Genomic DNA, 20,139 nt, shown 5'->3' with positions numbered 1-20,139 from the left:
TCCGTGAAACGATGAACCGCTTAGAATGACATCCCCGCCAGACAAGGCGCCGGGAACAACGGGGATTCGCGATGCTCAACAGCTTCGACTATGGCGGTAAGGAAGCCGACACGGTGCACGCACTCGAGGAGGACATCATCTTCGGCCGGCTGCCGCCCGGCACGCGCCTGGTCGAGGATGTGCTGCTCGCCCGCTTCCCGGTTTCACGCCACACCATCCGCCAGGCGCTCTACCAGCTGGAAAAACTCGGCATCGTCACGCGCGAGCGCAACAAGGGCGCCATGGTGCGCCGGCTCTCGCCCGACGAGGTGCGCCAGATCTACGAGGTGCGCGAAATGCTGCAGCGCCAGGCGGCGCTGATGATCCCCTTGCCGGTCAGCGACGAACTGATCGCGCAATTGACTGACATTCACCGCACCTACAGCAGCCATGTCGACAAGGGCTATCTCAGAGGCATCCACGAGGCCAATGACCGTTTCCATCTCACAATGTTCTCGGCCTGCGGCAACGCCTATCTCGTGTCCTCGATCGAGCACTACATGCGGCTCAGCCTGCCGGTGCGGGCCAATTCACTGGCCGACCGGGAAAAGCTCGACGTCTCGCGCCAACACCACGCAATGATGATCGAGGCGCTGAAGCGCAGGGACAATTGGGTGCTGGCGCAGCTCTGTGTCGACCATTTGCAGCCGAGCAAGGTGTTTTATCTCCAGGAGATCGACACGGTGGCGGTGTCCTGAAGCAACAGCCTTCCGCCGAACGCTCTTCCTACCTGACCTTGATGACGACCTTGCCCTTGGCACGCCCCGCTTCGACATAGGCCAATGCCTCGTTGGTCTTCTCGAACGGAAAAATCCGGTCCATGACGGGGCGTATGATGCCGGATTCGATGAGCGAGGTGATCTTGCCCAGCTGATCGCCCTGCGCCCGCATGAACAGGAACTGATATCCGACACCGGCGCGTCTGGCTTTGCTGCGTATTCTGCGGCTCAGCAGCCGCAGGACCAGCTTCAGGACCATGTTCAGCCCCTGCTTGCTGGCAAATGCGGGATCCGGCGGGCCGGAAATGGAGATGAGTTTCCCGCCCGGCTTCAGCACATTCAGGGATTTTTCGAGCGTTTTGGCGTCCTGGCTGTTCAGGACGACGTCGTAGCCTTGCAGGATTTTCTCGAAATCGTCTTTCTTGTAGTCGATGACGATATCGGCTCCGAGGCCTTTCACCAGATCGGTACTCGCCGCGCTGGCTGTCGTCGCGACGGTCGCGCCGAGATGCTTCGCCAGCTGGATGGCGAAGGTCCCCACTCCGCCCGAGCCGGCCTGGATAAAAACCTTCTGGCCTTTCTTCAGCCCGGCCGTCTCGACCAGCACCTGCCAGGCGGTCAGGCCCACCAGCGGAATCGAGGCGGCTTCTTCCATGCTGAGGTTTTTCGGCTTCAGCGCCAAATCGGCTTCATCGATAGCGATAGATTCCGCGAACGTGCCGATCCGCCCGTCGCGCGGCCGCGCATAGACTTCGTCACCGGGCTTGAATCTGCGGACTTTCGATCCGGCCCGCACGACGATCCCCGCCACGTCATGGCCCAGGATGAAGGGCGGGCGATAGGGCAAAATCGGCTTGAACTCCCCATCCCGAAGTTTGGAATCGAGAAGGTTCACCCCGGCGGCGTGAATTTCGACCAGGACATCATTGTCCCGCAACTCAGGCTCCGGCATCTCTGCGAGCCGCAGGGCGCCCTTCTTTTGATACTTGTCGACAACAAAGGCTTTCATCATGGTCGCTTTCTAAATATCCGCGGCTTCGTTCAGACGGGCAGGCGAAACTGCTTGCGCAAGATTTTGTCGAACATCGCGGCCGGCGCGAACCGGCGCAGCATGCTGACCTGCCGCGCCGCCTTGCCGGCGGTGTAGCGCCGCAGCGGATGCCTGTCGGTCGCGGCCTTGAGAACCACCTTCGCCACCACATCGGGCAGATCGGCCTTGGGCATCACCTCGCGAAGCAACGCCTCGACTGCGGCTCGCGCCTGATCATATTCCTTTTTGCGGGAATCGGGCTCGAATCCGTTCTGGTCGAATACCGTGCGCACATATGCCGGTTCGATGACCGAAACGCGGATGTTGAAGGCGCGAACCTCGTGGTCGAGCGATTCCGAATAACCTTCAAGCGCGTGCTTGACGGCTGAATAATGGGCCGAGTAAGGCGCCGGGACCACCCCCAGGATCGAGCCGATATTGACGATGCGCCCCTCGCCCAGCCGCCGCATCACCGGCAGCACCGCGTGGGTCATCCGCATGACGCCAAACAGGTTGACGTCGAACAGGGCCTGCGACTGCGCGACCGAGGACTCTTCCGCGCCGCCCAGCAGCCCGATACCCGCATTGTTGACCAACAGGTCTATCCGGCCGGTCTTGCCGAGGACAGTCGAGACAAGGGACGCGACAGACGCGTCGTCCGTCACGTCGCAAGCCAGCATCGATACACCGTTCGAGCCCTGGTTGGATGCCTTGCGGCTGGTGCCGAAGACAGTGAAGCCCGCGCGTGCCAAAATCTCGGCGCTGGCACGGCCGATGCCTGAGGAGGCGCCGGTCACAACGGCAGTCTTTCCCGAATTCTTGTTCATTGTGAAGGCTCCAAACGTAAGAGGTCTTGCCTGCGATCGGCGATTGAATTATGATCGTAATATCACATTACACTCATAATGCAATAGGAAAGCAAGAAAGAACCATCATGCGCTATGACAAGGGCCGGAAGGACGCATCACGCAGCCGGATCATGGAGGTCGCCTCGCACCGCTTCCGAGGCGACGGCATCGCCGCATCCGGACTGGCCAGCATCATGAGCGACGCCGGGATGACCAATGGCGCCTTCTATCCGCACTTCCAGTCCAAGGCCGACCTCGTGCGCGAGAGCATGGCATCGGCACTGGAGATCCAGTCGCAGCAATTGCAGCAGGCACTGGCCTCAGGCGGCCTGGAACTGGCCATGGCGATGTATCTGTCGCCCGAGCATCGCGATCATCCGCAGACCGGCTGTGCGTCCGCCGCGCTGTTGCCGGAAATCGCGCGCCAACCGCCCGAGACGCGCGCGCTCTACACTGAAAAGCTGCTGACGCTGGTGCACCAATTGGCCAAGGACCTGCCGCCGCACACCCGCGATCCCGAAGGCGTGGCGTTGGGCGTCTTCGCCGCGCTCATCGGCGCCCTGCAATTGGCCCGTGCGGTGGAAGGCACGGAATTGTCGGACCGCATCCTGGCGGCGGGCGCCGATGCGGCGCGCGCGCTGACCAAGCCGCCCAAGGACGAAGCCTTCTAGAATTGCTGGTGCACAGCCATCGCCCTCAAACCTCGGCGATGGATATCAAGGTCAGAACCGGCCGGCGGCGAACGGCGCAAGCCGGGCGCTGTTGGGCCGCCGGCCGGCGATGAGGTCGCCAACCAGCCGCGCCGTGACGGCCGCGAGCGTCAGCCCGAGATGACCGTGGCCGAAGGCATAGATGACATCCGGATTGCCGGGCGACGGGCCGATGACCGGCCTCGAATCCGGCAGCGACGGCCGAAAGCCCAGCCATTTTGACGACGGCTGGCCGAGCGCGGGGAAGAACTGGCGCACGCCGCGGTCGAGCAGCGCCAGCCGGCGCGGATTTGGCGGCGCGGCCTGGCGGCCGAGTTCCACCGTGCCGGCGACGCGCAGCCGGCCGGCCATCGGCGTCATGTAGAAGCCGAGATCGACCGGACACACCGGCCGCGTCAGCAACGGCATCTCGGTCGGAAATTCCAGGTGATAGCCACGCTCGGTTTCGAGCGGAATGCGGTCGCCGGCCTGTGCCGCCAGCGGCCGTGAGAAGGCGCCGGCGGCGATCACCACCTTGCTGGCGCGCAGGCTGAGGCCGGGACCGCTGAGGTCGATACCGCCTGCATCGGCCCGCAGCCCTGTCACCTCGCCCCGCAGCAAGGCGGCACCCCGGTCCGTCGCCGCCTTGAGCAGCCGCGCCATCATGGTCTGGGGATCGGTCAGGTTCATCGACTGCGGAAAGAACAGCCCGCCGCCCTGCACCGCCGGCAGGTTCGGTTCCAGTGCGGCCACTTCACGGGGGTTCAGCACCGCCTGGTCGACGCCGAACTCGGCGCGCAACGCCCGGCTCGACGCGCCGCCGGCAAGATCGCCCGGGCGACGATAGAGGTAGAGGCAGCCATTGCGGCGCAGCAGATCCCCGGCATCGGCCTCGGCAGCTATCTCCTCCCAGGCCGGCAGGGAATCGGCCAGCAGGCCGGCCATCGCCACGGCGTTGGCATGGGCAGCGGCCGGCAGCGACTGGCGCACGAACCGCAGCAGCCACGGGGCAAGGTGCAGCAGCGCTGTCCAGCGCAGCGAAAACGGACTGTCGGCGTCGAGAAGCAGTTTTGGCAGCGCGCGCAGCACCGCGGGATTGCCGACCGGCATGCAGGCATATTCGGCCAGCGTGCCGGCATTGCCAAACGAGGCGCCGGAGCCCGGCTCGTTGGGATCGATGAGCACGACTTCGCGGCCGTCGCTGGCCAGGCGCAGCGCCGTCGCCAGCCCGACCACGCCAGCGCCGATGACGGCGATTTCGACAGTTCTGGCAGCGGTCACGCGAATTTCCTCAGGCAGATCGTTGGGGCATCAGACAAAACCCGGCAATTGCAGATGCCCGGCCGACAGCAGCTCGGCCATGGTGTTCAGCGCGGTGCGCAGATCGTCCTGTGAACGCGCAGCACCGACATTGATGCGCACGCCGTGCTGGACCGGCTCGCGGCCGACGGCGAAGGCATCGCCCGGCAGCAAAGCGACGCCGCGCTCCAGGCAGGTGCGGGCAAAACCGGCGCCGCGCCAGGGCTCGGGCAGGCGCAGCCAGGCATGGGTGGCGCTCGGCTGGCTCTGGACGTCATAGGCGCCGAGAATTTCGCTCAGGATCGCCTGGCGCTGGCGCAGTTCCTGTTTCTGCACCTCGATGATGCGCGCTGCCGCGCCGTCCTCGATCATCCGCGCGCCGATCAGCGCCGTCAGCGGGCTGATGCTCCAGCAATTGATGCGCAGCGCCGCCGCCACCTGGCCGGCAATGGCGCGCGGCGCGATGACGAAGCCGAGCCGCAGACCCGGCGCCAGGCATTTCGACAGCGCGCCGATATGCACCGTCAGTTCCGGCTCCAGGCTGGCGAAGGAAGGCAGAGCCTCGTCCGCCAAGGGCCTGTAGACGTCGTCCTCGATGATCAAGACATTGTGGCGGCGCGCGACAGCCGCAAGCTCACGGCGGCGCGCTTCGCTGAGCGTAATGGTCGTCGGATTGTGCAGCGTCGGCACCAGGAATACCGCGCGGGGGCGGAGCTGCGCGCAGGCGGCGTCGAAAGCGTCCGGCCGCATGCCGCCGCGATCCATGGCGACGCCCCTGAGATCGAGCCCATGCACCCGGCAGAGCGCGTTGATGCCCTGATAGGTCACCTCGTCGGCAAGCACCACCTCGCCCTGCCTGGTCACCGCGCCAAGCAGACAGTCGAGCCCGTGCTGGGCGCCGGCCGCCAGCACCACGCGGCCGGGGTCGCCGTCGCCGGCAACGGTCTTCAGCCAGTCGGCGACGGCCACGCGTGCCCACAGTGGCCCTTCCGGTGGATGGTAATCCTGCAGCGAGGCATAGTGCGGATCCCTGGGCAGGCGCGGCAACAGCGCCGCCAACGCGTCGAGATAGGCCGAGGTGGCGGGCCGATTGACCGAGAGGTCGATGACGCCGCTCTCGTCGCTTGGCGCCGAGACGAAGCCTGGCCGCTCGGCCGCCTGCCTGGCCGCCACCGTCGTGCCCCGCCCCGGCCGCGCCTCCAGCAGGCCGCGCTGCTGCAGCGTCGCCAGCGCCCGCGTCACCGTGGTGACGTTGATGCCGAGCGCGCGCGCAATATCGCGCTGCGGCGGCAGCCGGTCGCCGACCGCGAGTGTGCCCGTGGCAATGCGCTCGGCGATCGCGTCGGCGAGACGGCGATAGACCGGACTTTCATCCTCGGTAAGGCGGAGATCGCTGAGCATGCTGGATGGATTCGGGGCTTCGGCTTCGTCGTGGGCTTAGCATAAGACAATTCGCCGGACAATAGCACTTGTGTGACATCAATTCGGCTTTCCCTGCCTGAAAATATCACACAATCGCGGCAAATACCGGCTTGACGGTCAAAGTTGTATGCATCTATGCTCGATTTCAGATAGATTGTGTGAGCATACAAGCTTGAATGACCCGCCGAGACGCGGGCATCCAATGGGACGGAACCATGCATCACAAGCCGCATAGTGTTTCAGCCGCTGCGTTTCGGGATCGCGTCCAATGAGCGCCCTGGCCGCATTATCGCCAGCGCCTGCCGCCGGCCCGGCTTTCGTCGATTTCGTCGATGTCGAGAAATCCTATGACGGCCGCGCCTTCGCGGTGACGCGGCTCAACCTCGGCGTGGCGCGCGGCGAATTCCTGACCCTGCTCGGCCCTTCCGGTTCGGGCAAGACAACGACGCTCAACATGCTGGCCGGTTTCGAACGGCCGACCAGCGGCACCATCACGCTGGAAGGCAAGCCGGTCGATCGCTTGCCGCCCTACCAGCGCAACATCGGCATGGTGTTCCAGAACTACGCGCTGTTTCCGCATATGAGCGTCGAGGAGAACGTCGCCTTCCCGCTTTCGGTGCGCCAGGTGAGCAAGGCCGACATTGCCGGCCGCGTCGGCCGCGCGTTGGACATGGTGCGGCTGAAGCAGTTCGGCGACCGCAAGCCGGCGCAGCTTTCCGGTGGCCAGCAGCAGCGCGTGGCGCTGGCCCGCGCGCTGGTCTTCGAACCGAGCCTGGTGCTGATGGACGAGCCGCTGGGTGCGCTCGACAAGAAGCTGCGCGAGCACATGCAGCTCGAGATCAAGCAGATCCACACCATGCTCGGCGTCACCATCGTCTACGTCACCCATGACCAGAGCGAGGCGCTGACCATGTCGGACCGCGTCGCCGTCTTCAACAATGGCGCCATCGCCCAGCTCGGCTCACCCGACGACCTCTACAACGCCCCGCAAAGCTCCTTCGTGGCGAGCTTCATCGGCGAGAACAACACGCTGGAAGGCATCGTCGACCGCGTCTCCGGCCAGCAATGCCGCGTGCGGCTGACCGGCGGCGGCGAACTCACCGCGCTCGCCATCGGCGTGGCGCAAGGTGCTGCCTGCCACGTCGCCATCCGCCCCGAGCGGCTGAGCCTTATGCCGGTGGGCGGCAACGCCCTGCCCGCGACCGTCGATGGCCGCATCTTTCTCGGCGACCATCTGCGCCTGCTGGCCAGGCTCGGCAACGACCAGGTGCTGACCGTCAAGGTCGGCCCCGAGGCAACCATGGCCAATGGCGAGGCCGTCACGGTCTCCTGCGCGCCGGGTGACTGCCGCGCGTTTCCCGCCGATGCCTCTGCCGCCAAGGCGGGGCCGTCCTGAACCAGGCAATCTCCAAAACAGGTCCATCTCAAAAACAGGGGAAGAAAAATGAAAATCGCCAAGACCCGGATGCTCGTATTCACGGCAGCCACCGCACTCTTCACCATCGGCCAAGCCGCTTTCGCCGATGAACTGTCGATCATGGCCAGCGGCGGCGCCTGGCAGGACGCCCAGCGCAAGGCCTGGTTCGAGCCGTTCAGCAAGGAGACCGGCGCAAAAATCCTCGAGCAGGAGTATCTCGGCGATCTCGGCAAGGTCAAAGCCATGGTCGACACCGGCAACGTACCGATCGACCTGGTGACGGTGGAAACCGCGACCGTGCTGCAAGGCTGCGACGCCGGCATTCTGGAGCGCCTCGACTATGCCAAGATCGGACCGCGCGACAAATTCATCGAAGGTTCCGCACTCGATTGCGGTGTCGGGCTCGACGCTTACGGCGACATCCTCGCCTATGATCCGACCGTGCTGAAGGAAGCGCCGACCTCGGTGCTCGACCTCTTCGACACCAAGAAATTCCCGGGCAAGCGCGCCATGCGCAAATTCCCGGCGCAGAACCTGGAATGGGCATTGATGGCCGATGGCGTCGCGCCAGCCGACGTCTACAAGGTTCTGGCGACGCCGGAAGGCGTCGACCGCGCCTTCAAGAAGCTCGACACCATCAAGAAGGACATCGTCTGGTGGGATGCCGGCGCGCAGCCGGCGCAATTGCTCGCCTCGCAGGAAGTGGTGATGACCACCGCCTGGAACGGCCGCATCCAGAACGCCATCGACACCGACAAGAAGCCGTTCAAGATCGTCTGGAACAATCAGATCCTCGAATACGACATGATCGCCATTCCGAAGGGCGCCAAGAACCCGGATCTCGCCTACAAATACCTCGCCTATATCTCGAAGCCGGAAAACAACGCCAAGCTCGCCAGCTACATCACCTACGGGCCGGTGCGCACCGATGCGGCGTCCTTCGTCGCGGCCGATGCCTTGCCGAAATTGCCCAATGCCCCCGACCACCTCGCCGGCGCCTACCTCGTCGCCGACACCGAGTTCTGGGGCGACTATGGCGAAGACCTGGTCAAGCGCTTCAACGCCTGGCTGGCGCAGTAAGGATGTCGGCCTTGCTGCCCAGCGAACTCGACCGGCCCGCGCTGGCCCGCGGCCGGTCAGCCGCCGACGCTGACCAGAAGTCGGTGTCGGCGGCGCTGCGGCGCGCCGAGTTCGGCGACCGGCTGCGTTCGCTGGCGCTGGCTGCCCCCCTGCTCCTGCTCCTCGCCTTGAGCTTCGGCATCCCGATCGTGCTGTTGCTGTCGCGCGCCGTCTACGACCCGACCATCGCCGACGCTCTGCCCCGCACCAGCGTGGCCCTGTCCGACTGGAACGGCCAGGGCCTGCCCGGTGACGCCGCCTTCATCGCGCTCGCCGCCGACCTCAGCGACAGCCAGGCCAAGGGCACCGCCTACGAGCTGGCCAAGGCGCTCAATGCCCGCCTGCCCGGCGCCCGCAGCCAGGTGCTGAAGACCGTGCGCCAGCTCGAAGCCGCCGGCGGCAAGCCGCCGCTCGACATCATGAAAGCCGTGCCCTTCTGGTCGGCGCCCGGCACCTGGCCGGTGATCGCCAACGGCACCCACGCCATCACCTCGTTCTATCTGTTGAGCGCGCTCGATCTCAGGTGGAACGTCGATGGCGGCATCGAGCGCGTGCCGCCCGAACAGGCGATCTTCCTGCAGGTGTTCGCGCGCACCTTCTTCGTCGCCGCCGCGGTGACGCTCGCCACCTTGCTGCTTGGCTTTCCCCTCGCCTATCTCATATCAAGCGTGCCGAAGGGGCTGGCGGCGATCCTGATCGTCGCGGTGCTGTTGCCGTTCTGGACCTCGATCCTGGTGCGCACCGCGGCCTGGACGGTGCTGTTACAGAAATTCGGCCTGGTCAACGACCTGTTGCTGTGGCTCGGCATCGCCTCCGAGCGGCTCGACCTGATGTACAGCCGTATCGGCCTGATCATCGCCATGACGCATATCCAGCTACCATTCACGCTGCTGCCGATCTACAGCGTGATGCGCACCATCGCGCCCTCGCAGATGAAGGCCGCCTATTCGCTCGGCGCAAAACCCTTCACCGCCTTCCGCCGCGTTTACCTGCCGCAGGTTTTCCCCGGCGTCATGGCCGGCTGCCTGCTCACCTTCATCCTGTGCCTCGGCTACTACATCACGCCGGCGCTGATCGGCGGCGCCAGCGACCAGCTGATCAGCAATTTCATCGCCAATTACGTCAATGTCGAACTGAACTGGGAGATGGCGGCGGCACTGAGTTTCATCCTGCTGGTCTTCACCCTGGCGCTCTTCGGCATCTTCGCCCGGATCCTCGGCCTCGACCGCCTGAAGATGGTGTAGCCATGCTGTTGTCGCCCTATCCCACCCCTGGTGAACGCATCCGCGTCGCGCTGCTCTGGCTGTGGTGCGGGCTGGTGATCCTGTTCCTGCTGGTGCCGATCCTGATCCCGGTGCCGCTCTCCTTCAACAGCGGCGCCTTCTTCATCTTCCCGCTCGAAGGCCTGTCGACGCGCTGGTACGAGGTGGTGCTGGGCACGCAGCGCTGGCAATCGGCGATCGGCAACAGCCTGATCGTCGCCTTCGGCACCACGCTGATCGCCACCACGCTCGGCACGCTGACGGCCATCGCGCTGTCCAACGAGAAATTTCCCGGCCGCCGCATCGTCATGCCGCTGCTGCTATCGCCGCTGATCGTGCCCGTCGTCATCACCGCTGTCGGCTCATACCTGTTCTACGCCCGCGTTGGGCTCGCCAGCACCTATGCCGGCATCATCCTGGCGCATACAGCCCTTGCCAGCCCGTTCGTCGTCGTCACCGTCGGCGCCAGCCTCACCGGCTTCGATCGCAACCTGATGCGCGCCGCCGCCATCTCCGGCGCGAAACCGCTGACCGCCTTCTTCCGCGTCATGCTGCCGCTGATCCTGCCCGGCGTGCTTTCGGGCGCTGCCTTCGCCTTCGTCACCTCCTTCGACGAGGTGGTGGTGGTGCAGTTCCTGGCCAGTGCGGGCCAGCGCACCATGCCGCTCGAAATGTTCATCGGCCTGCGTGAAAAACTCTCGCCCGCCATCACCGCCGCCGCGACGCTGATGATGGCGCTGTCGATCGTGCTGCTGGTGGTGGCGAACCTTCTGGCCCGGCGCGGCCAGGGCCGCCGCGCGGCAAGCGGCTGAGCTTCAACAGCCATCGGCAATCCCCGCAGAAAAACAGCGAAACTTTTCGCGCGGCGCTCTCGTTGCTGCTGGCATCGCCTTCCCAAGGCGATCGCAGACCTCCGATCAATGCCCCGCCGGCCCTGTCGGTGGGGCCTTTTTTTAAAGGCGGCGGGCGCGGAGCAATCTGAGAGACGGAAGATTTCAGATCAGCCGGACCCTGGCACCTCTGGTCAACTCCCGGCGCCCTTGCCGCTGCGACGCCCCATCGGCCATAATCCGTCCTCTCGCGGAGAACCCGATGTCGCTCAGCCCCTTGCTCCACGCCTCGGCCGTCATCCAGCTCCATGCGCTGATCGCCATCGCCGCGCTGCTACTTGGCGCTGTGCAGCTGTGGCGCACAAAGGGCGACCGGCTGCACCGGGCGCTCGGCCGCGTCTGGGTGGCGCTGATGGCGACGGTTGCCGGCTCCGGCCTGTTCATCTGGACGATCCGGCTGTGGGGACCGTTCAGCCCGATCCACCTTCTGTCGCTGCTGGTGCTGGTGATGCTGTGGCGCGGCGTGCGCGCCGCGCGCGGCGGCAACATTGCCGCGCACCGCCGCATCATGCAGGGCACTTACATTTTCGGTCTGATCATTACCGGGCTTTTGACCTTCATCCCCGGCCGCACCATGCATGCCGTCGCCTTCGGCCCGCAGGGCGCGACGCCTGGGAAGCTGGCGGTGTTTGCCGCTTTGGTGGCGGCAGCGGCAGCGGCTGGGCTCTACGCCGCGCGCGGTGCGCGGGCGGCGAGTTGAGTGTCGCCGCGCACCTTAAGAGCGGCGACCCCGACAGGCTTAGGCGCCCTTCCCCGACACGACGACGATCGCGGTGACGCGGGAGAGCTGCTCGCGCTTGCGCAGCGTCGGCTTTTCGTAGGTCTTCTTCATGATATCCCCTTGCCCAAGTGATGGGCCGAGATTGCACCATGGACCGATTGCGTCAAGCCGCGGCTGAGATATCGGCGCGGTGACGGCGGCCGGAAAGCCGGCCCTGTTGCATTGTCACCACGAACGGGCCGGCGAAAAGGCCCAAGCTTATGCCGCTCAGAACGGGCCGGACGCCACGAACGCGACGACGCTGGACAGCTTCTCGCGCTTCACCAGAACCGGCTTTTCGTAAGTCTTCTTCATGGATGTCTCCAATCAAATCAACAGTGCCTGACGGCGCACACCGCCATCGAGGCACTTGCAGCTGCGATGCTTTGGAAGTGCGAAGCCGGGTTCGGAGCTTCACCTCGAGGGAATGCCGGCGACCACTTTCGACAGCTTTTCACGCTTGTCGAGAGCCGGCTTTTCGTAAGTCTTCTTCATGGAATGCCCCCAATGCCCAGAATTTGCCTCGCGCAGGTCGCTACGGAAGCCCTTGCTTGTCAAGCCATGACAAAACAAGGCTTCGTGATTGCTGACCTTCGTGGCCCATCCCACAATTGCGCGTCGAGGCATCCACGTCGCTTCCGACCGCTTCCTTTTTCTGGCCATGTTGCGCTGCGAAAAGCTTGTTGCATTGCGGTAGCGGCCTGCCAGGCCGACAGTGGCAAGAGTCGGGCTTGAGGGGGCTTGCACCAAGGAGGCCTCGTGGCGGCATCGTTCCGGCCTGACATACAGGGATTGCGCGCGCTGGCTGTCGGCGGCGTCGTTGCCTATCATTTCGGCCTCACCGCACTGCCCGGCGGCTTTGCCGGCGTCGACATCTTCTTCGTCATTTCCGGCTGGCTGATCACCACGCATCTGATGCGCGAGATCACCGAGACCGGCCGGCTCGACCTCTGGCGCTTCTATATCAGGCGCGCCCGGCGGCTTTTGCCGGCAGCTTTGTTCGTCATCCTGGCCACACTCGCCGCCGGCTACTTCATCATGGCGCCGCAGGAGCAGGCGCTTTATTCGCGCGGCGCCATGTTCGCCTCGGCCTATGCCATCAATCTGTGGCTGCTGCGCTGGTCGTTCGATTATTTCGCTGCCGATGCCCTGAGCAATCCGTTCATCCACTTCTGGTCGCTGTCGGTGGAGGAGCAGTTTTACCTCGCCTGGCCGGCGCTGCTGCTGTTCGCCGCCTGGCTGCATCCGGGCCGTCGGATGGCGGTCGTGGTGATCGGCGTCGCCGGTCTCGCCTCCTTCATCGCCTGCCTGTGGCTGACCAGCCTCTCGCCGGCCTGGGCCTTCTACTTCTCGCCGCTGCGCGCCTGGGAGTTCGCCGCCGGCGGCCTGGCGACGCTGGCGCCGGCGACATGGCTGCGCCGCGCATGGCTGCGCGCGGTGCAGGGCTGGCTCGGCCTGGCGCTGATCGCCGTCGCCTATCTCTGCTTGAGCGAAGACCTGCCCTTCCCCGGCTGGTACGCGCTGTTGCCGGTCGCCGGCACGGTGCTGGTGCTGCTGGCGGGCGAAGAGAGCGACGCAGAGAGCCCGACCGGCTGGCAGGCTCTGACGCCCGCCGCAGCGCTCTCGCTGCCGCCGCTGCAATGGATCGGCGCGCTCTCCTATTCGCTCTATCTCTGGCACTGGCCCGTCATCGTCTACGCACAGATGCTGGTGCCGGATCTCGGCGTGGCGCAACGCCTCGGCTGCGGCGCCCTGGCGCTGGCGCTGGCATTCCTGACCTATCATTTGATCGAGAATCCGGGACGGCGTTTCGGCTGGCTGACAGTGGGCGCTCGAGCGTTGGCTCCGGCGCTTGCGCTAACCGGTGTCGGCGTGGCGGTGGCCTACGCCAATGCGCATCTCGCCACGCGCAACATCGATCCCGCCCAGCGCGGCATCGAGCAGGCCGCCGAGCAGCCCTCCACCGCACGCGCCACCGACGAAAACTGCCTGCTCGACTTCCACACGGTGACGCCGAAACCCTGCACGTTCGGCGCGGCCGACGCCGCCCACACCATCGTGCTGTTCGGCGATTCCCACGCCGACCACTGGTCGACGCCGCTGGTCGAGGCGGCCAAGCGCAACGACACCAAGGTCGTTACCTATCTCAAATCCTCATGCCGCGCCTCGCGGTTGCCGACCTTCAGCGCAGTGCTGAAGCGCGACTACACCGAATGCGACGCCTGGCGCGAACAGGCGATCGCGGACATCATCCGCCGCAAGCCGCGCCTGGTGGTGATCTCGGAATTCTCGATCGGCAACCTGACGCGCGACATGCCCGCCGCCGGCCGCAAGGCCGAGACCGCGCGCTGGCAGGCCGGCCTGCGTTCGACCCTGCAGGCCTTCAGCCAGGCCGGCGTCGAGACCGCCGTCATCCGCGACACGCCGATCGGCGACAGCTTTGCCGATTCCTGCGTGGCCCGCGCTTTGTGGTGGCGCGAAGCCCCCTCGCGCTGCGACACGCCAAGAGCGCAAGCCGCCAATGACAGCGCCGCAGCGCAAGAGCGCGCCGTGGTCGAAAGCGTCCCCGACACGCTCTACGTCGACCTCACCGACCGCTTCTGCGGCCCGACTGAGTGCCACGTCTTCATATCAGGCAAACTGGCGTTTCGTGACAGGCATCATCTGGCGACGGCGTTTGCCGAGACGCTGGAGGGGCCGCTGGAGAGGGCGTTGTTCTGAAGGACTTAGCTCCCTTCTCCCCGTTCACGGGGAGAAGGTGCCGGCAGGCGGATGAGGGGCGGCGCGGCACTGAGGATCAGTGCACTCCAGCGAACCGCTCACGATGATGCGCCAGAAGCGCCGGATGTGGCATCAATCGCGAATCCTTGGGCCAGTGCAAACCTTGTGATTCAGGGCGGAAGAGATTCCTCAACTCGCTCGGCACCCGGTTGTGCGCGACCAGCAGCCGATGGTTCTCGTCGATCGAAATCAGGTGCCGGTCGAACAGCCAATGGACGGTCGCCGACAATGCGATGCCGTTCTGCACAACATCCGGACCACCAGCCGCCACCGGCTTGATATGAGCGGCCTGAACTTCGGCTCGACCGCCGCCATTGATGATGCGCAGACCAGTGACCGCGCACGTATCCTCATAGGCACGGCAAACCTCCAGCCGGAAGGTCGCATCGCGAACCTTGCGGTTCAGCAAGATTTGCTCGACCCGACGATCGACAGTCTCGGCAAAACCGGGCTGTCCGCCCGAACCTGGTTGCGTCGGCCGAGGGATATCGAGCGGCAGCATGTCTGGGCTAAGCCGTCTTGCATTGGCTGGATCAAGCGGCTCGCGCAGGCCAGCCAGAACGATCTCGTCGAAATCCTCGCTTAGGATTGGACGCATCGATTTGCCCTGCACGGCCTGGCCAACCTGGCTGGGATCCAAAACCTCGCGCAACAACGCCTCCGCGTAGCGGCCGTCCCTGATGAAAGGCACCGGCGTCGGAAATTCGAGATAATCAGTCACGTTGGCGTAGTAATGGTCGGAACGGTCAGGGTCCGGCACGACATCACTTACCCGCGCGGTGGAGATATAAGCACGGCGGCCGCCATTGCGCTGCGGTTCGCGAAACAGCACCCAGTCGCCGATGGCGTTTCGGGCTGCCTCCAGATAGTTGCTGCGAGAGGGGAAATGATAGCGGCGGGCGATGTCATCATCATAGCCAGATCCTGGCTTCACATCGAAAACGGCCTTCACGATTCCATCCCGGAAAATGCAAAGGATCATCTTAGCCGCGTTTTGACCGTCGCGCGAGCATCCGGCGCGCAACTTCAGGCGGGCTGAGATCGCAAGGATAGGCCGCGCGACCGTATTGGCACAATACCCATGCTCTTGAGACGTCTTCGGTTTTGCGATTGACTATGCAGCACTTCCGGGGGGAATCAATCTTGAAAAAACTTCAACTCGTCGCGGTTCTACTGCTGGCAGGCTGTCAAACCGGCCCCTCGCCCAGTGCATTCAAGCCCGGCACCAATGCCAGCCAACGGCAAGCCGACTACGACCAGTGCAAGATCGCCTCGCTTCGCGAGATACCCCAGGCAATGGCGACACAGGTGAGCGGCGGAGTCTACACCCCTGGCTCCGTTCAATGCCGGGCCTTCGGCACCATCACCAGTTGCAGCGAGAGCGGCGGCCTGAATATTCCGGCCACGGCCACCACCTACGATGCCAACCAAGGCCTGCGCGATCGCTTCATCAACCGCTGCATGATGCAGAAGGGCTATTCGATCCTCTCCAGGCCGGCCTGCAGCAGCGAGAGCGAAAAGCTGAAAGCCGCCACCACGCCTCACCCTGCCAATCCTGCCGACTACAAATGCACGCCCGGGATCAACATGGATGGCTAGGATGGCGAGCTTTTTGAAGCGGCTGGCAGTCAATCTGGTCACGCCGGCGGCAGCTCTTGTCCCCATCGCGATCACAGCTGCCATGGGCCAGACGATACCCGACCACGTGCCACCGATGCGCTTCATCGTCGTGCGCAGTAGCGCGCAGTGCGAGCCGACATGCCCGGAGTGGATTTCCGCAGAAGGCCACATCGAAGCCGATTCTCCGGGCCTGCTTAAGGCGCTGCTGAAAGAGATTGGCGACCGCAAGCTGCCAGTCGTGCTTGACTCTCCTGGCGGCGAGACCGAGGCCGCGATGGCGCTTGGCCACATAATCCGAGCCCAGCAGCTCGATACGATGGTTGCCAAGACCGTCTTTTCCGACTGTGGGGCGGAGACGAAAGCCTGCAAGCCGCACAAACCGAAAACTCGCCTCGGCGTCGTCGATCCCGTCGGCGCCTTATGTTCGTCAGCTTGCCCTATAGTACTGGCTGGCGGCGTGCGCCGCTTGGCGGATAGCCGCGCCTTTGTCGGCATCCATCGAATTATGGTGAATATGTCGATCATCAGGAAAGTGCATGGCAAGAAGGTGCAGAACACTGAATTCGTCCGGGTGCCAAAATGGTACGAACGCAAGATGGAAAATTATTTCAAGGAAATGAATGCAGGGACTTGGATCGTGTCGGCCATGCAAAACACGCCGGACACCAACATACGCTACCTGCTGCCATTCGAACTTATGGATCTGAACCTGACAACCGAATTCGGTCATGGCGACACACTGACTGATGTGGATGTGTGCAAGACCACGCCGCCAGCGAGCAATTGCCGGACGGATCAAGTCGCGGAAAAGTAGGGAGCGGCCACGCGTGGTCAATGCACCACCAGCGAATTGCTCTTCAAGCTTCCCGAAAGCCCCTACCAAGCGCCAGATTCGAGATTTACGCGATGTCTCCGAGGATTATTGCGCCCCCTCACCGCCCCATCATCATCCCATAATGCACCGCCAGCAGATCCAGCCCGACCTTCAGCAGCTCCGTCACCACGTCCCTGCCCTCGCCGGTCTGTTCCGCCACAGCTTTGACCGACTCCCCCGCGCAGCAGATTTTTTGCACCACCGCCGCGACCTCCCAGTGCCCCAGCGCCCTGGTGGCGGCGGCGTGCGCGCGGCCGGCGTCGGGCACGCTGTCGGCGATGCCGCCGCCATGGCGGCCGCCGTCGACGCGTTCGGTCCAGCGCATCGGTTTGACGCTGGCCTGTGGCTGCACTGAAAGTCCTCGCGGTAGCGCTGGCCGGCCTCGCGCTGCTGGCGCGACAGCGAGGATTCGATCTGAAATCATCCGGCTCTAGGGAAAGCGCACCGCGCTTTCCCGGGAAAACCGTTCACACTTTTCCTGGAATTGCCCTGGCAGAGCGGCCCGCGTCACCGGTCCCGGTGCACCCTACGCATGCCGCCTGTAGCGCAGATGCTCGACGAGGGCCGTAAGCGCGGCCGATTTCTGGTGCCTGCTCGGGTAGTAGAGATGGTAGCCCGACCAGACGGGGCAGAACGTTTCCAGACACGTTTCCAAACGTCCCGAGGCGAGATGCCCGGCAACGTGCGTTTCGAAGATGTAGGCCAGCCCCAGGCCAGCCAACGCGGCTTCGATCATCACAGGCGCATCATTGACGACGACGGCGCCCTCGACCGGCACGTCGACCGTGCGCGCACCGTCCCTGAACATCCAGCGGTAAACGTCGCCATGGCTTGCCGTGCGAAAATTGATGCAGTCATGCACCGCAAGATCCTCGAGCCGGCGGGGCCGGCCCCTCCTGAAGTAGTAAGCCGGCGCGGCGACAATGGCCGCGCTGACATCCGGCCCCACCGGAACAGCCACCATGTCCTTCTCCAGATGCGCTCCGAAGCGAATGCCGGCATCGAACCCTCCCTGGACGATGTCGACGAACCGATCGCTGACATGGATGTCGACCCGCACACCCGGATGGCTGGTCAGGAATTCGCTCAGCGCCGGCACCAGAATGGCACGCGCCGGGTATTCCATCACGGTCAGCCGCAACGTGCCGGACGGCTGGTCGCGGCTGTCCTGCAACTCCAGCAGCCCGCTTTCGATCTGGCGCAGCGACGGCGTGATCCGATCGAGCAGGCGGCGGCCCGCCTCCGTTGGCCGCACGCTGCGGGTGGATCGCGCAAGCAAGGGCACGCCCAGCCGCGCCTCCAATGCACTGATGGTCTGGCTCAGGCCGGACTGCGCACGCCCCATGACGGATGCGGCCCGTGTGAAGCTGCCCGCCTCCACAATGGCCTGGAACACGAGCAGGTCGGCAATATCGCGACGATCCATTTATCAGCGAGCATGATAGACCCATTCATATAAATCACTCTAATGGCGAAATGCAATTCGCCTTACGTCTCTGGCTCCAACCAACCGGAGCTTCAAAATGGACACGATCAGCACCCTTCTAGCCTCGCTCATGATTGTTGCCGCCGCCGCGGCACTGCCCGCGCCCGCAGCGGCGAAAGCCGGCAATATCGTGCTCGTGCACGGAATGAACATGGATGGCGGCGCCTGGCGCGGCGTCTACGACCGTCTGACAGCCGACAAGTATCATGTCACCGTGGTGCAGCTGCCGATGACCTCCATTCAGGACGATATCGCCGCCACCCGCCGCGCGATCGACGCGCAGGATGGGCCCGTCGTGCTGGTCGGTCACTCCTATGGCGGCATGGTGATCAGCCAGGCCGGCACCGAGCCGCAGGTCCGTGCTCTCGTCTATGTGGCTGCGTTCCAGCCCGAGATCGGCGAAAGCCTGGGCTTCCTCAACGCCTCGATCCCCGGCAAGCTGCCGGCGGACGCGCTTACCGTGTTCAAGGATGGCTTCTACCTTGTAAAGCCCGACGCCTGGATCGCCGATGTGGCGAACGGCCTGCCCGAGGCGGAGGCACACTATACCGCCATGTTCCAGACGCCCGCGAACACGGCGATTTTCGGCTACAAGGCCGAAGCAGCGGCATGGCACAATAGGCCAAGCTGGGCAGCCATTGCCACGGAAGACCGCACCATTGCGCCGGATCTGCAGCGGCGGATGTCCAAACGCTCGGGCGCCAAGGTCGTCGAGATCCACGGCGGCCACTTGCTCCCGATGTCGCATCCGTCGGAAGTTACCGCGGTAATCGAGGACGCGGCCGCTTCGGCAAAGTGAAGCGGGGCGTCTCGCGCCCGGCGCCCGTATGGGTTGCCTTGCGAATCCATGGAACGAGATCGCGCCTCGGGGGTTATATTAGACCAACCTTGAAAAGGAGGTAGCTATGAAGAAGCTCCTGCTCGTCTCGGTTATCGCCATTGCTTCGGCGGCGGCGATGATCGCGCCTGCCGCCGCCCGCAGCCACGTCTTTATCGGCATCGGCGGCGGCTATAACAACTATTACGGCAACGACTATTACGATCGTTATGGACCCTATGGCGGTCGCTACGTCTATAGCCCTTACGACGCCTACGATGACGGCTACAGGCCGCGCTATTTCCACCGGCACCACCACCGTTGCCACATCGAAGTGATCAACCACTGGCGTCATCATCACAGGATCGTCGAGGAAGTCCGCGTTTGCGGATGACCTGATCCCGGTGAAACGGATCCGGCCGGCATCGCCGGTCGGATCGTTGCGCCGCGCTTTCACCGCCCCATCATCATCCCCCCCATCATCATCCCATAGTGCACTGCCAGCAGGTCCAACCCGACCTTCAGCAGCTTCGTCACCACATCCCTGCCCTCGCCCGTCTGTTCCGCCACGCCTTTGACCGACTCCCCCGCGCAGCAGACTTTTTGCACCGCCGCCGCGACCTCCCAGTGGCCGAGCGCGCGGGTGGCGGCGGCATACGCGCGGCCGGCGTCGAGCACGCTGTCGGCAATGCCGCCGCCGTGGCGGCCGCCGTCGACGCGCTCGCTCCAGCGCATCGGTTTGACGCTGGCCTGGTGACTGCATTGGAAATCCTCGCGGTAGCGCTGGCCGGCCTCGCGCTGCTGGCGCGACAGCGAGGTGATGCCGACAAGCGGGTCGACGGTGCGCACCCGCACGATGCCGCCGGTGGAGGTGTAGCCGTCATTCGACACTTCGTAGACGCGCCGCGCCTCAGCCGTGCCGGTGGCCAGCCGCTTGCGGCCGAAGGCGTCATTGCTCAGCGCGAAATCATGGCCGACCCCGCGGCGGATGCGCACCTGCTCGGCCTCGCCCTTGAGGAGTTTGGGGGCCTGCGGTTTGGCGGCTTTGGTCTTTTTGGGCATGGGCG

Annotated in this window: 22 protein-coding genes and 1 pseudogene; 12 read left to right on the top strand and 11 right to left on the bottom strand. The window is 64.6% G+C overall.

Features of this window, described 5'->3' with window-relative positions:
* Positions 1-71: 71 nt before the first annotated feature.
* Positions 72-737 carry a GntR family transcriptional regulator gene (locus tag AC56QX_RS16190; RefSeq protein ID WP_497117290.1) on the top strand — a complete coding sequence of 222 codons (666 nt, stop codon included), beginning with the start codon at positions 72-74 and terminating at the stop codon, positions 735-737.
* 28 nt (positions 738-765) lie between these two features.
* Here AC56QX_RS16190 and AC56QX_RS16185 read toward each other — a convergent pair whose 3' ends face one another.
* Both AC56QX_RS16185 and AC56QX_RS16180 read right to left on the bottom strand, forming a co-directional pair.
* Entirely contained in the window at positions 766-1,767 is a 1,002-nt protein-coding gene (locus AC56QX_RS16185; protein WP_497117779.1) for an NADP-dependent oxidoreductase, read from the bottom strand.
* 32 nt (positions 1,768-1,799) lie between these two features.
* On the bottom strand, positions 1,800-2,615 hold the full coding sequence (locus AC56QX_RS16180; protein WP_497117288.1) for an oxidoreductase: 816 nt from the start codon (positions 2,613-2,615) through the stop codon (positions 1,800-1,802).
* 107 nt (positions 2,616-2,722) lie between these two features.
* On the opposite strand from AC56QX_RS16180, the gene AC56QX_RS16175 reads away from it, so the two are divergent.
* A complete protein-coding gene (locus AC56QX_RS16175) occupies positions 2,723-3,307 on the top strand; it encodes a TetR/AcrR family transcriptional regulator (protein WP_497117286.1) in 585 nt (194 codons plus the stop codon).
* Positions 3,308-3,358: 51 nt separating this feature from the next.
* Here the strand turns inward: AC56QX_RS16175 and AC56QX_RS16170 are convergent, their stop codons facing one another.
* Complete coding sequence (locus tag AC56QX_RS16170) at positions 3,359-4,606, bottom strand: NAD(P)/FAD-dependent oxidoreductase (RefSeq protein WP_497117285.1); 1,248 nt, start codon at positions 4,604-4,606, stop codon at positions 3,359-3,361.
* 30 nt (positions 4,607-4,636) lie between these two features.
* The gene (locus tag AC56QX_RS16165) at positions 4,637-6,025 is read right to left on the bottom strand and encodes an aminotransferase-like domain-containing protein (protein ID WP_497117283.1); all 1,389 of its coding nucleotides are present in this window, start codon (positions 6,023-6,025) and stop codon (positions 4,637-4,639) included.
* Between the two features lie 289 nt (positions 6,026-6,314).
* Between AC56QX_RS16165 and AC56QX_RS16160 the strand changes: the two genes are divergently transcribed.
* The 5 genes from AC56QX_RS16160 (at position 6,315) to AC56QX_RS16140 (ending at position 11,434) form a co-directional block, all read left to right on the top strand.
* Positions 6,315-7,442, top strand: coding sequence for an ABC transporter ATP-binding protein (locus AC56QX_RS16160; protein ID WP_497117282.1), 1,128 nt, complete (start codon positions 6,315-6,317; stop codon positions 7,440-7,442).
* Positions 7,443-7,490: 48 nt separating this feature from the next.
* A complete protein-coding gene (locus tag AC56QX_RS16155; RefSeq protein WP_497117280.1) occupies positions 7,491-8,543 on the top strand; it encodes an ABC transporter substrate-binding protein in 1,053 nt (350 codons plus the stop codon).
* Positions 8,544-8,545: 2 nt separating this feature from the next.
* Entirely contained in the window at positions 8,546-9,826 is a 1,281-nt protein-coding gene (locus AC56QX_RS16150; RefSeq protein ID WP_497117278.1) for an ABC transporter permease, read from the top strand.
* A 2-nt stretch (positions 9,827-9,828) separates the two neighbouring features.
* Positions 9,829-10,656, top strand: coding sequence for an ABC transporter permease (locus AC56QX_RS16145; RefSeq protein ID WP_497117276.1), 828 nt, complete (start codon positions 9,829-9,831; stop codon positions 10,654-10,656).
* A gap of 280 nt (positions 10,657-10,936) precedes the next feature.
* The gene (locus AC56QX_RS16140) at positions 10,937-11,434 is read left to right on the top strand and encodes a DUF2306 domain-containing protein (RefSeq protein WP_497117274.1); all 498 of its coding nucleotides are present in this window, start codon (positions 10,937-10,939) and stop codon (positions 11,432-11,434) included.
* Between the two features lie 39 nt (positions 11,435-11,473).
* Here AC56QX_RS16140 and AC56QX_RS16135 read toward each other — a convergent pair whose 3' ends face one another.
* From AC56QX_RS16135 to AC56QX_RS16125, 3 genes are all read right to left on the bottom strand, one after another.
* Entirely contained in the window at positions 11,474-11,566 is a 93-nt protein-coding gene (locus AC56QX_RS16135; protein ID WP_475459416.1) for a putative RiPP precursor, read from the bottom strand.
* Between the two features lie 156 nt (positions 11,567-11,722).
* Positions 11,723-11,821 carry a putative RiPP precursor gene (locus AC56QX_RS16130; RefSeq protein ID WP_497117273.1) on the bottom strand — a complete coding sequence of 33 codons (99 nt, stop codon included), beginning with the start codon at positions 11,819-11,821 and terminating at the stop codon, positions 11,723-11,725.
* An 87-nt stretch (positions 11,822-11,908) separates the two neighbouring features.
* The gene (locus tag AC56QX_RS16125; protein ID WP_497117272.1) at positions 11,909-12,244 is read right to left on the bottom strand and encodes a hypothetical protein; all 336 of its coding nucleotides are present in this window, start codon (positions 12,242-12,244) and stop codon (positions 11,909-11,911) included.
* Between the two features lie 9 nt (positions 12,245-12,253).
* On the opposite strand from AC56QX_RS16125, the gene AC56QX_RS16120 reads away from it, so the two are divergent.
* The gene (locus AC56QX_RS16120; RefSeq protein WP_497117270.1) at positions 12,254-14,215 is read left to right on the top strand and encodes an acyltransferase family protein; all 1,962 of its coding nucleotides are present in this window, start codon (positions 12,254-12,256) and stop codon (positions 14,213-14,215) included.
* Between the two features lie 76 nt (positions 14,216-14,291).
* On the opposite strand, the gene AC56QX_RS16115 is transcribed toward AC56QX_RS16120, so the two are convergent.
* Positions 14,292-15,227, bottom strand: coding sequence for an HNH endonuclease (locus tag AC56QX_RS16115; protein ID WP_497117269.1), 936 nt, complete (start codon positions 15,225-15,227; stop codon positions 14,292-14,294).
* Positions 15,228-15,418: 191 nt separating this feature from the next.
* Here AC56QX_RS16115 and AC56QX_RS16110 point away from each other — a divergent pair, with 191 nt between their 5' ends.
* Positions 15,419-15,874: a hypothetical protein gene (locus AC56QX_RS16110; RefSeq protein WP_497117267.1), complete on the top strand. Its 456-nt coding sequence runs from the start codon at positions 15,419-15,421 to the stop codon at positions 15,872-15,874.
* Between the two features lies 1 nt (position 15,875).
* The gene (locus tag AC56QX_RS16105; RefSeq protein ID WP_497117265.1) at positions 15,876-16,709 is read left to right on the top strand and encodes a COG3904 family protein; all 834 of its coding nucleotides are present in this window, start codon (positions 15,876-15,878) and stop codon (positions 16,707-16,709) included.
* A gap of 118 nt (positions 16,710-16,827) precedes the next feature.
* On the opposite strand, the pseudogene AC56QX_RS16100 reads toward AC56QX_RS16105, so the two are convergent.
* Positions 16,828-17,177, bottom strand: a pseudogene (locus AC56QX_RS16100) (DUF6456 domain-containing protein); the annotation flags it as partial.
* Positions 17,178-17,295: 118 nt separating this feature from the next.
* Complete coding sequence (locus tag AC56QX_RS16095; RefSeq protein WP_497117263.1) at positions 17,296-18,195, bottom strand: LysR family transcriptional regulator; 900 nt, start codon at positions 18,193-18,195, stop codon at positions 17,296-17,298.
* Between the two features lie 97 nt (positions 18,196-18,292).
* Here AC56QX_RS16095 and AC56QX_RS16090 point away from each other — a divergent pair, with 97 nt between their 5' ends.
* Positions 18,293-19,054, top strand: a complete 762-nt coding sequence (locus AC56QX_RS16090; protein WP_497117261.1) for an alpha/beta fold hydrolase — start codon at positions 18,293-18,295, stop codon at positions 19,052-19,054.
* 106 nt (positions 19,055-19,160) lie between these two features.
* Complete coding sequence (locus tag AC56QX_RS16085) at positions 19,161-19,466, top strand: hypothetical protein (protein WP_497117260.1); 306 nt, start codon at positions 19,161-19,163, stop codon at positions 19,464-19,466.
* Between the two features lie 59 nt (positions 19,467-19,525).
* Here the strand turns inward: AC56QX_RS16085 and AC56QX_RS16080 are convergent, their stop codons facing one another.
* Entirely contained in the window at positions 19,526-20,134 is a 609-nt protein-coding gene (locus AC56QX_RS16080) for a DUF6456 domain-containing protein (RefSeq protein WP_497117258.1), read from the bottom strand.
* Positions 20,135-20,139: the final 5 nt, after the last annotated feature.

Source organism: Mesorhizobium sp. RCAM 06353, assembly GCF_059683585.1.
The sequence above is the reverse complement of the archived record's forward strand: the minus strand, read 5'-3'. Positions and strand labels throughout refer to the sequence as shown.